Raw genomic sequence first — 11,499 nt, forward strand, 5'->3', positions numbered from 1 at the left:
CTTTTGATCTGGCTTCCGGATTGCAAATCCGGAAGAGCTGGTATTGGTCGGTGACGCTCGTTTATCTGATCGTTTTTCATAGTATAAATTCATTCTCGCTAAACACCTACCAAGGCGAGTGGAAAACTCCGACAAGGGCGGAGAATATTTTATACATAATGTTGCCAAACGTTTTTTATTCTTATTTTCAATCAAAAAAGATATTTGTGAGTGCCTATTCCAGCTATCATAAAGTATTTCCCTTTTCTAAATTCATCTTCTGATTCTTCATCAGAAAAATTTTCAGGTATCACAGGTCTCCATAAAGTAAGTCCTAATTCTGGAAAAAAATATCCAAAAGGATCTTTTCCTAGATCTTCAAAATTTGTCAGCCTTGTTAATTCTTTTATAAGTTCATCACCATTCGTTTCAAATAGGTCAATGTTATTGAAAAACAATTTATAAATCTTTGGATTATAAGAAATCTCAACAAAGTCAACTTTATTATCTATATCAAAGAATATTTGCAATGAATTATCCAAATATGCATCAGTCTTCTTTTTAGAATCTTCTGTCTTTTTATATTCATTGAACTTGCTATTCATAGCGATTCTTGATTCCGCTCTATCCATTCCAAGTTTAATAGGGCCGATTCCAATCTTTGGGAAAACATCAAATCGCAAAAAGTTATCCATAAAATGGTTATGATTTAAAATGGTTTAAACGAGTCGGTACACGCAACAGGGTGTTCGCCCTTGTCGGAGTTTCCCGCCAACAAATATATAAATAAGAAACCCATTTCCAGCGGGAGCTCCGACAAGCGTTTGTTAGAGAAAGGCTTTTTTTCTTATATTGAAAAGCTATGGATAAAATTATTTTTCACCCTGAATTTGTAACTGCTACAATTTATAATTGGCAGCATTTATTAAAGAGAATCGAACACAAAGAGATTATTTGCAATAGTTTAAAGTTTTTAGTCGATGATAATCGCATTATTCTATATGCTTATTGCATCATGGATAATCATATTCATTTAATTGGCAGGTTAAAGGTAAATGGAAAACAAGTGATGTAAAGCGTGACTTTTTTAAATATACAGCACACCAACTAAAACGTAGTGTTCAAAAATTTCATCCCTCAGAATTAGAAAACTACCGCGCGACCCAACAAGACAGAACATATCAGATTTGAGAACGTAATTCTCTTTGTATTGAATTATTTACTCCTGCTGTTTTCAATCAGAAATTAGATTACATACATTACAATCCTGTTAAAGCAGGTCTGTGTGAACAGCCGGAGCAATATACTTTTTCCAGTGCTGAATATTATTTGAAAGGTTTAGATAAATTCTCTTTCCTTACTCATATCAACTTTTGAGTAAAACCGAACAACTTGTCGAAGATCCCGCAGACAGAGTACTACATAATGTTAGAATTTATTAGCGGGAAACTCCGACAAGGGCGGAGAGATTACGGTATGTTGCTGTTCGGGATTTGCAATCCCGAACGCAGATAAAAGAGATTTGTAATCTCTATACTAAGCATAGAAACGGATTACAAATCCTTTTGATCTGGCTTCCGGATTGTAAATCCGGAAGAGCTGGTATTGGTCGGTGACGCTCGTTTATCTGATCGTTTTTCATAGTATAAATTCATTCTCGCTAAACACCTACCAAGGCGAGGTATACAATACTCGTCTCCTACCCACAGCCTACCTAACTCCTGGCCTCAGCCATATATATTCCGCCTATGTTCCGTGTATGATCCGGGTACCTTCCGCCTCTGTTCCGCCTCGGCTGCAAAATCTATGATTGTCTTTATGGGTCGTGAAAGTAAAAAATGGGTTACAGCGCTCTGTTAAAGCTTTAAAAATAGATTGATACTGCTGCACAAACATACAAAACAAAACCCCGATGCACAACACCGGGGTTCCTATTATCATTAAGCGTTTACTAATTACGCTAATTGTTTCTTCATTGCTTTTGCCATTGTCTCGCCGATGTCTGCAGGAGACTGTACCACGTGGATACCGCACTCAGCCATGATCTTCATCTTCGCTGCTGCTGTATCATCTGCACCGCCAACGATTGCACCCGCGTGACCCATACGACGGCCCGGAGGAGCTGTCTGGCCTGCGATGAAACCAACTACTGGTTTCGTACCGTGTGCCTTGATCCACTTCGCAGCATCTGCTTCCAGCTGACCGCCAATTTCACCAATCATGATGATACCATCTGTTTCCGGATCGTTCATCAATAATTCAACCGCTTCTTTCGTAGTTGTACCAATGATCGGGTCACCGCCAATACCGATTGCAGTAGAAATGCCGTAACCGGATTTCACAACCTGGTCTGCTGCTTCGTATGTTAACGTACCTGATTTGGATACGATACCGATTCTGCCTTTCTTGAAGATAAAGCCCGGCATGATACCTACTTTTGCTTCTTCCGGTGTAATTACACCCGGACAGTTCGGACCAACCAATGTTACTTTTCTCTTCGTTACATATGCTTTCGCATCGATCATGTCACGTACCGGAATACCTTCCGTGATACAGATGATCACTTTTATACCACCGTCTGCTGCTTCCATGATCGCGTCTGCCGCAAATGCCGGCGGAACGAAGATGATAGAAACGTCTGCTCCTGTTTTAGCAACAGCGTCAGCAACGGTATTGAACACGGGCTTATCCAAGTGAGAAGATCCACCTTTACCTGGCGTTACGCCACCAACTACATTCGTTCCATACTCAATCATTTGTTGTGCATGGAAAGTCCCCTCCGTACCGGTGAAACCCTGTACGATAATTTTTGAATTTTTATTTACCAGAACGCTCATTATATATATTAGCTAAAAGGATTTAAGTTGTACAAAAATATAAGTTTTTGGGGGTAAAAAAAGTCTGAAAGCATTAAAATTGAAGTTATTCCCCCTAAGGTGGACAAATACCTATTGGCGGGGAATGATGTAAACCACCCTGACCATGGCCACAAAATAGCCGTCCAGCCCGAAACGGGTACCCCGTAATTGTCCGGGAGCGGTAGACGAAACATAGGAATATCCGTCGGAAGTGGTCAGAATGGGGTATCCAAGGTCATTCTGGATATAATTCAGATCCCGTTCATGGCCGTTAAACTGGTTGTGGGATTCAGCAGAACGGTTTGAGAAATACCGGGCATCACCATTTTGTAGACTCGCCGGGTCAACGTATTCGCCTTTGGCATCGTCCAGGTAATCGGTAAAGGTAAAGCGATATCCGAATTCCAGTTCCAGATCGATATGGTTGGCCAATTTAAACGACACACCTGCCGAAACAGGAATGTATGCGGTAAAAGCGCTATACGATCTGTTTTCGGTATGGATGGGCCGCAGGTTGCGCCAGTGCCCGGTGGAATCCTTTGCACGCGGGTTGCTGTATAGCACACCCAGGCCAATGGTACCAAAATAATTGACTTCTTTGCGCCTCGTGAAATAATCGATGCAGGGATATAACTCGAAACGGGCGTGCGCACCTACCTCTGCCACATCGTTGCGCATGTGCAGGTTGCGGATGTAATCATCAGCCGTTGAACGCTTTCCGGTTGAAGAAGAGCTTTCATCATCAGCCACCAGGCGGATGTAATTGGCATCTACCGTGAAAGCTATGTTGGACTTTACTTTGTAATAGTATTGCAGTCCCCAGCCCGAACGGATGGTTTTAATGCTTGAAGCAACATCACCCCAGAAATAAGAACCGATTGCCTGCGCGCCAAAAGAATGATACTTCGCCCGCCGGTCTTTGTTCTGAGCAAAAACGGTGAGCTGAAGCAGGCATAGAAACAGGAATAAAAAACTTTTTTGAATCACAACGGTTATTATGGCTTCTGAATGAGCTAATAACGTAAATATACGTGTGTAATTATGAATTATGAATTATAAATTATGAATTTTAGAAGATAGGGTAATTATTTTATCTGGCGAACGCCTTGGTGAAAGAAATAGGAAACGCTCAATTCATTTCACCACGACGAATTCATAATTCATAATTCAAAATTAATACTTGTATTTGCCCTTCCACCGCTTCTGCAGGAATGTTCTCAGTTCCTGCTCACGGGCATTGTTTCCCGGCTCGAATATTTTTTTACCCGACAGTTTATCCGGCATGTATTCCTGCTCCACGAAATTACCTTCGTAAGAATGCGCATATTTATATTCTTTTCCGTAATCCAGATCTTTCATCAGCTTGGTTGGCGCATTGCGCAAATGGATCGGCACGGGTAAGTCTCCGTGCGAGCGCACGAGCTGCTGCGCTTCGTTGATCGCCATGTAGGAGGCATTGCTTTTCGGTGACGAGGCAAGGTATGTTGTTACCTGCGAAAGAATAATCCTGGATTCGGGCCAGCCAATGAAGCGGACGGCGTCAAAGGCTGTTGTTGCCATAACCAAAGCGGTTGGGTTGGCGTTTCCTACATCTTCCGATGCCAGGATCAGCAAGCGGCGGGCAATGAATTCTACATCTTCTCCCCCTTCAATCATACGGGCCAGCCAGTATACAGCTGCATTGGGATCGCTGCCGCGCACCGATTTTATAAATGCGGAAATGATGTCGTAATGCATCTCACCGTTCTTGTCATACGAAGCCACTTTCTTCTGCGCGATCTTCTGTACATAGGCATCGGTGATTACTACAGGGTCCTTGCCCGATGCATCAATCACCAGCTCCAGCAGGTTCAGCAGCTTGCGTGCATCGCCGCCGGATAAACGTAATAGTGAGTCGTGTTCCTTGATTTCAACCGAACGTGTTTTCAGATACTCATCTTTCTCCAGCGCGCTGCGCATCAGTTCTACCAGCTCTTCTTCGCTTAATGGCTGCAGCACATATACCTGGCAGCGCGACAACAATGCGGGAATTACTTCGAACGATGGATTCTCCGTTGTAGCGCCGATCAGCTGGATCGTTCCTTTTTCAACAGCGCCCAGCAAAGCATCCTGTTGCGACTTGCTGAAACGGTGGATCTCATCAATAAACAAAACAGCCTTACCAACATGCTGCGCATTGGAAATTACTTCACGCACTTCCTTTACACCTGAGCTGATTGCCGACAAGGTGTAAAACGGCAAGCCCACGGTTTTAGCAAGCAGCTGTGCCAGTGTGGTTTTACCAACACCGGGAGGCCCCCACAGGATCATCGATGGAATTTTACCTTCTTCCACAAACCGGCGGAATACCATTCCTTCTCCGATCAAATGTTGTTGTCCGTATACATCCTGCAACAAAGTTGGTCGCATACGTTCTGCCAGCGGAATTAATTGCATATATATCTGGTTGAGTCAAGTAGAATGAAATTCATGCTGCCGAAATTTTTATTTCATTTCAGAAGGCAGCCTCAACAAATTTACATAAAATTGCTGTTGAATTCAGTAAAACAAATGAACAGAATCGCGCGCGCCCACATTTTTTTATCCATACTTACCATCATTTCGGGATTTAACTATACCATTGCCAAATGGGCGATGCCTGCACATATTCAGCCTTCCTCCATCATCTGGATCCGCATGTGTTGCACGACCATTTTCTTCCTGGTTTTCATCCTGCTAGCCAAACGTTCTTTTTACATTGCGCCCAAAGACCGCCTGCGGCTTTTTCTCTGCGCCATCTTTGGCATTACCATCAACCAGATTTTTTTCTTTGAAGGACTGAACCTTACCAAACCCATCAACACTTCGCTGATCATGTCGGGTATACCAATCACAGTTTTCGTTTTATCAGCCATTTTTTTAAAAGAAAAAATCAACTGGATGAACACCCTGGGATTGTTATTAAGCGCCGCCGGCGCGGCATTGCTGCTGATCGATTCCAAAGGAAAACTGAATGGTTTGTTTCTGGGTGATTTATTCATCCTGATCAATGCTATTTCCTATGGCATCTTTCTCATACTTGCACGACAACTCATGCGCGGTTATGATTCGGTCACGGTGATCTTCTGGATTTTCCTCATCGGCGCGTGCATTACGTTTCCATACAGCTATATCCGGTATGAATATACCGACTGGGCGCACCTGCCTTCCTACGCATGGGCAGCGCTGGGTTTCATTGTTGTATTTGCAACGATCATTAATTACTACATCGGTGTGGATGTGCTGAAAGATGTGAGTCCGGCGGTATCAAGCATGTATGTTTACATACAGCCTATCATAACAACATTGATCGCTCTGTATTTCAGTTCTGATAAAATGGATCTGCAGAAATTCCTTTATTCACTGGCAATTCTGCTGGGTGTATACCTGGTGAGCAAAGGCACGACAAAAAAATTACCGGAGGCAGAAACAGCCACTGCTGAATAGAGCCGGGTTTTAACCTATGTAAACGTTAAAAGGCGTTTTTTTGAAGGAATCTGGCCTTTCCTGCTTTACTTTTAGTGTGCGAAAGGCAGGATAACCTAAAAAACAGCTGAATTTAATTTAATAAAAAAGGTTAAAGTATAGTTGTTGAATAAAATAAGGTTATTTTTGTACAAACAAGTTACTATCAATTTACACTACGTTATTTATTATTATGAACATCTTTGTTGGAAGCCTTCCATTTAGTTTAGAAGAAAGCGAATTAAGAGAATTTTTTGAAGAGTATGGTGAAGTAAGTTCAGTGAAAATTATCTCTGACAAATTCACAGGAAGAAGCAAAGGCTTCGGTTTTGTTGAAATGCCTGATGATGCACAAGCACAAAAAGCAATCGATGAATTAAATGGAGCAGAAGTTAACGGACGTACAATCGTTGTTAACAAATCTGAAGAGAAAAAAGATGGTCCAAGAAGAAGCAGCTTCAGCGGTGGTGGTAACCGTGGCGGTGGATTCGGCGGTGGTAACAGTGGCGGCGGTTATGGCGGCAACCGTGGTGGTGGAAACTACGGCGGCGGCGGTAACAGCAGAGGTTTCGGCGGAAGCGGAAACGGCCGTAACAGCAGAGGTGATCGTTAATTCATACCCATATACAAAAAAGGCTTTGTAACATTGTTGCAAAGCCTTTTTTGTTTGATATACCAGTAACTGTATATCCAATAACTAGTATCCCTCTCTTATTTTTCGTATATTTAACTATGGAAAATTTCCGTTTAGATAGAACCAAATTAACCATTAGCCGCTTAGATGCACAGGAATCATCTACCTCTTATTGGCGTACATGTTCTGCAGAAAAAGCGATAGAAGCCATACAATTTTTACGCATACAATTTCATCCTGAATTAAATGATTCTACAACCCGACTTCAAAGAGTTTATAGAATTACTCAACGAAAAACAAATTGAATTTCTAATTGTTGGTGGTTATGCTGTAGGTTTCCATGGCAGACCTCGCTATACAGGTGATATGGATTTTTGGATCAATAACACTACTAAAAATGCTCTCCTCATGAAAGAAGCATTAGATTTATTTGGTTTTTCTTCTTTTAATATTCATGCCAGTGAATTCGAAAAAGAAAACCTAGTTCTCCAACTTGGCTACGAACCTGTACGCATTGATATCCTTACCACAATTTCGGGAGTAGATTTCGAAGCATGTTATAGTAGAAAAGTAATTGCACAGATTGATAATATACAAGTACCCTTCATTCATATTGATGATTTAAAAGCAAACAAACGCTCAACTGGCAGAGCAAAAGATTTAGGCGATTTAGAAGGATTAGAAAGTTAATACTTCTCTCTTTCCGCATCATTTAAACGATCTCGTAATTTTTAAATCAAACAATATGAAATACACCTTAAGCGACGGCTTTCTCTATTACATCGAATACCTGGGCAATAAGGATTACCGCAAGCAACTCGCATCCAAAGAAAACTTAGGCTTACTTCATTCTATTTCTGAAGAAAAATCTTCATACAAGTATGCTCCGGGAAAATGGAGCATCAAAAAAATCATCGGTCACCTCAGCGACCACGAACGGATAATGACCTACCGAATGCTTTGCTTCAGCAGAAAAGACTCTACTCTTTTACCAGGTTATGACCAGGATATGTTTGTTGAGAACAGCCGCTTCGACGAACAATCTTTCACACAGCTGCTGAATGATTTTGAAAATGTACGCACAGCTACTTTAAGTTTCATCCGCTCTTTATCCGAAGAACAATTACAACTCACCGGCAAAGCCTGGAAGTTTGAACTGACCATAGAAGATTTTTTAAGATCCATCGCTGGCCATGAACAGCATCATATAGATGTAATCAGAGAAAGATATTTACGATAAGCAGCCTTGCTTCCCCATCATAAAACATCGAAATTTGTTCATATTGCTGATACAATCAATAAGTTTTCCCATTACTTATGGCTATTGCATTTACTCCAAAACATACAGAGCGCTATCCGCTTCACACATTCACTAAAGAAGAATTCCTTGCACTCTTTTATAAGACAGCTCAAACATTGGGCTGGCGGGTACTATACATGAGCCATGCCGGTATGATCGCACATACAGGCATCGGCGCATTTACCCGGAATTCGGAAATCAAAATAACCTTCGAAGAAAATACGGCCGTTATCCAAAGTTCCTCTACGGGCGGCGAAATGGCTGACTGGGGAAAAAATGAGATCAAGGTTAATGAATTCCTATCAACATTAAATACCACGATAGCATCTTCTTCAAAAGAAGAACTACATGCTACGTACATGTTATTAAAAGAACACTTTGTACCGGAGAAAGAAGATATTTTGCTCCTGCCGCCTCCAACAGCAGCAGAGCATACAAAAAATTTCTTTTCTATCTTTATTCCTAACAAGCAACAGCTTTTCACACCGCTTTTACTGAACATCAACATCCTGATCTTTATTCTGATGATCATAAACGGTGCTGACATCCTCTCGCCAACCAGCGAGTCCCTGCTTGCATGGGGAGCAAGCTTCAGGCCGGCAACACTATCCGGCGAATGGTGGAGACTCATAACCAGTTGCTTTGTACATATCGGAATTATTCATTTGCTCATGAATATGTATGCGTTGGTAAATATAGGTCTGATACTGGAGCCTATGATCGGCAAGGCACGGTTTATAACCGCTTACATGCTTGCAGGATTAACATCAAGCATTACCAGTTTGTGGTGGCACGACTATGCCGTAAGTGCCGGGGCTTCAGGCGCAATCTTTGGTATGTATGGTGTCTTTCTCGCGCTGCTTACGAGTAACTTAATTCATAAAGACGAGCGGAAAAGCTTATTATCAAGCATCGGAGTTTTTGTCATTTATAACTTAATGTTCGGCATGCTCGGAAATATTGATAATTCGGGGCATATCGGCGGACTTGCCGGCGGTTTTCTCATCGGTTTGACTTTCATTCCGGGCATGCTTCATCCTGATAAAGCTATATTAAAAATTCCTGTAATCGGTTTATCGATTCTGGCTATTCTTGCAGCCTCATTCTTCGTTTATAAAAATATTCCGAATGACATCGGTATATATAATGAAAAAATGAAAGAATTATCTTTACTGGAAAGCAAGGCGTTAGAACTGGAAGCAAACCTTGGAACGATGACTTCGAAGGCAGAAATTCTTCAGGAACTTACTACAACGGATATAGGCAACTGGAAAAAATGTATAGAGATCATGAATACTACGGATGCGTTAAATTTACCTGGCGCGTATCTGAAACGAAATCGTCTGATCAAAGAATACCTGGAATTACGCCTGGAAAAATCTCAACTGATTTACAAGTCTGTTTCAGAAAACACACTCATGTACGACACAGAAATAAGCAAATACGAACAAAAAATTGAAAGCAAAGTAAAAGAGTTTTCTAAAAATTAAATACACATACTATATGCGTATATATATTTTGTTTCTATTATCAATCAGCGTTTTTACAAATTGTACAGAAAGTAATGAGACGACAACACCAACAATAGCCAAAGAAATAGCTGCAGAACCTGCAAGCACAAGCTGGCTAGGCAAGTGGGAAAGAAACGAATGGCAGAATGAGTCTGACATGGAAATCAAATCAATCAACAAAGACAGTATTATTTTTTCCATTTCTGCTATCAGCGGCGGACACATGGGCGATCTTGAAGGTACTGCCGTTGTTCATAAAAACATTGCAACCTATCTGAACACCGAAGGCGGTGATACCTGCCTCATCGTATTTACACTTTCGGGAGATTCTGTTATCACCGTGGATCAGAAGCAGGGACTCTGTTTTGCAGGCATGGGTGTGTCCTATTCGGGAAAATATATCAATGCAAAGCTTCCATCAGCTCAAGAACAGAAGGAAACATTGCTGAGCCTGGAAATTTTCAATACTACAGAACAGGACTCTCTTTTTAAGAACTTAGTTGGAGATGATTATGACCTTTTTGTAAACTCTACACAGCTTACCTCAGAGTCAGATGACCTTGACAGTCTGCACGCGACAGTTACAGCATCTGGTGTACGCGGATTATTTACTTCCATGGAGAACATCATCATGATCGACAAAAAAAACATGATCTGGGCCGCAGTTATTGATGGTGATGAAGTACTGTATTTCACAAACAGTTCAGCATATAAAAATAAACTTCCCCAAACCATTGAATCCTGGCGGGAACGCTTTAAGGAATATGAAGTGGTTTATAAATAAACCACTTCATATTCTCAATTCCTCGACTGCATACTTACACCAGTCTTCAAAGTAAACTTTTCAAAGAAATCCCAGATTGCCTGGCTACCGTTGAAGTCCTTGCTTTTTCTACCCATCAGCTTAAATGCCTTGGCTGCACCCGGCCAGGTATGCCCGCCGTTTTCTATTTTATAAAACCATACCTCTGCCCCATTCGCGCAATTAGTATATTTAACTAACATGGTTGTAGTATGATCACGTTTAGAACGATTCGGAATGTAAATGGTATCAGGTTTATTTTCACATTGATCTTTTAAGGCCCAGAGTTTAACAACTTCTTCTGCACCAAATGCCTGTTTCATGCCTGTATATTTCATGATGTGATCTTTGGTACCATGCATGTGAAGAATAGGAACGCTTCGTTCCGGATTGCAGTAAATAAGTGTACTATCCGACATCAAGCCAGATACCGAAGCAATCGCCGTAATACGGTCACTCATTTCACAAGCGATACGATAATTAAACGAACCGCCTAAACTTACGCCTGTTGTATAGATACGGGTTTTATCAATTGAAAAAGCGGCTTCCAGGGTATCAAGCAGCTTTTTTAAATAAGCGATATCATCCGGCCCGTTGGTATAAGACCTGAAACCAAGGCCTGCGTTCCAGCCCTGGTGGCTGGACTGCGGATAAACGGCTATAAATCCTTCCTTATCTGCAACTTTATCCATCTGGCAGTAATGCTGGTGTTTCATGGCCTCTGATCCTAATCCATGATAATTCACAACAAGCGGATACCGCTTTGTTTTTGTATATCCTTTAGGCAAATGAAGCAGATAAGTTGTCGCGACACTATCAAACTCAAGCGTGCATTTCTGAGCCAATACCACGTGACCTATATGGATCGCGATAAACAGCAAACATAAAGATTTTAGTTTCATACCAATCATTTTTAAAATCAGTATCATATC

12 protein-coding genes are annotated in these 11,499 nt (G+C 41.4%); 7 read left to right on the forward strand and 5 right to left on the reverse strand.

What is annotated here, in order from left to right:
• Positions 1-191 precede the first annotated feature (191 nt).
• A complete protein-coding gene (locus ACTHJT_RS10990; protein WP_440238076.1) occupies positions 192-674 on the reverse strand; it encodes a hypothetical protein in 483 nt (160 codons plus the stop codon).
• A 167-nt stretch (positions 675-841) separates the two neighbouring features.
• Here ACTHJT_RS10990 and ACTHJT_RS10995 point away from each other — a divergent pair, with 167 nt between their 5' ends.
• The gene (locus ACTHJT_RS10995) at positions 842-1,054 is read left to right on the forward strand and encodes a hypothetical protein (RefSeq protein WP_440238078.1); all 213 of its coding nucleotides are present in this window, start codon (positions 842-844) and stop codon (positions 1,052-1,054) included.
• An 880-nt stretch (positions 1,055-1,934) separates the two neighbouring features.
• Here ACTHJT_RS10995 and sucD read toward each other — a convergent pair.
• From sucD to ACTHJT_RS11010, 3 genes are all read right to left on the reverse strand, one after another.
• The gene (sucD, locus tag ACTHJT_RS11000; RefSeq protein ID WP_440238080.1) at positions 1,935-2,816 is read right to left on the reverse strand and encodes a succinate--CoA ligase subunit alpha; all 882 of its coding nucleotides are present in this window, start codon (positions 2,814-2,816) and stop codon (positions 1,935-1,937) included.
• 111 nt (positions 2,817-2,927) lie between these two features.
• Positions 2,928-3,824: a DUF6089 family protein gene (locus tag ACTHJT_RS11005; protein ID WP_440238082.1), complete on the reverse strand. Its 897-nt coding sequence runs from the start codon at positions 3,822-3,824 to the stop codon at positions 2,928-2,930.
• Positions 3,825-4,010: 186 nt separating this feature from the next.
• Positions 4,011-5,273, reverse strand: a complete 1,263-nt coding sequence (locus tag ACTHJT_RS11010) for a replication-associated recombination protein A (RefSeq protein WP_440238084.1) — start codon at positions 5,271-5,273, stop codon at positions 4,011-4,013.
• A 114-nt stretch (positions 5,274-5,387) separates the two neighbouring features.
• Here ACTHJT_RS11010 and ACTHJT_RS11015 point away from each other — a divergent pair, with 114 nt between their 5' ends.
• The 6 genes from ACTHJT_RS11015 to ACTHJT_RS11040 all read left to right on the forward strand — a co-directional run bounded on the left by ACTHJT_RS11015 (position 5,388) and on the right by ACTHJT_RS11040 (position 10,549).
• Complete coding sequence (locus ACTHJT_RS11015) at positions 5,388-6,302, forward strand: DMT family transporter (protein WP_440238086.1); 915 nt, start codon at positions 5,388-5,390, stop codon at positions 6,300-6,302.
• 211 nt (positions 6,303-6,513) lie between these two features.
• A complete protein-coding gene (locus tag ACTHJT_RS11020) occupies positions 6,514-6,933 on the forward strand; it encodes an RNA recognition motif domain-containing protein (protein ID WP_440238088.1) in 420 nt (139 codons plus the stop codon).
• 267 nt (positions 6,934-7,200) lie between these two features.
• The gene (locus tag ACTHJT_RS11025; protein WP_440238090.1) at positions 7,201-7,644 is read left to right on the forward strand and encodes a nucleotidyltransferase; all 444 of its coding nucleotides are present in this window, start codon (positions 7,201-7,203) and stop codon (positions 7,642-7,644) included.
• A gap of 55 nt (positions 7,645-7,699) precedes the next feature.
• A complete protein-coding gene (locus tag ACTHJT_RS11030) occupies positions 7,700-8,194 on the forward strand; it encodes a DinB family protein (RefSeq protein WP_440238092.1) in 495 nt (164 codons plus the stop codon).
• Positions 8,195-8,271: 77 nt separating this feature from the next.
• The gene (locus ACTHJT_RS11035) at positions 8,272-9,744 is read left to right on the forward strand and encodes a rhomboid family intramembrane serine protease (RefSeq protein WP_440238094.1); all 1,473 of its coding nucleotides are present in this window, start codon (positions 8,272-8,274) and stop codon (positions 9,742-9,744) included.
• A gap of 13 nt (positions 9,745-9,757) precedes the next feature.
• Positions 9,758-10,549 (forward strand): hypothetical protein, encoded by a 792-nt coding sequence (locus ACTHJT_RS11040; RefSeq protein ID WP_440238096.1) that lies wholly within the window; start codon positions 9,758-9,760, stop codon positions 10,547-10,549.
• Positions 10,550-10,563: 14 nt separating this feature from the next.
• Here ACTHJT_RS11040 and ACTHJT_RS11045 read toward each other — a convergent pair whose 3' ends face one another.
• Entirely contained in the window at positions 10,564-11,469 is a 906-nt protein-coding gene (locus ACTHJT_RS11045; protein ID WP_440238098.1) for an extracellular catalytic domain type 1 short-chain-length polyhydroxyalkanoate depolymerase, read from the reverse strand.
• Positions 11,470-11,499 lie beyond the last annotated feature (30 nt).

It is taken from the genome of Cytophaga sp., from assembly GCF_051961495.1.
In the GTDB taxonomy this organism is placed as follows: domain Bacteria; phylum Bacteroidota; class Bacteroidia; order Cytophagales; family Cytophagaceae; genus Cytophaga.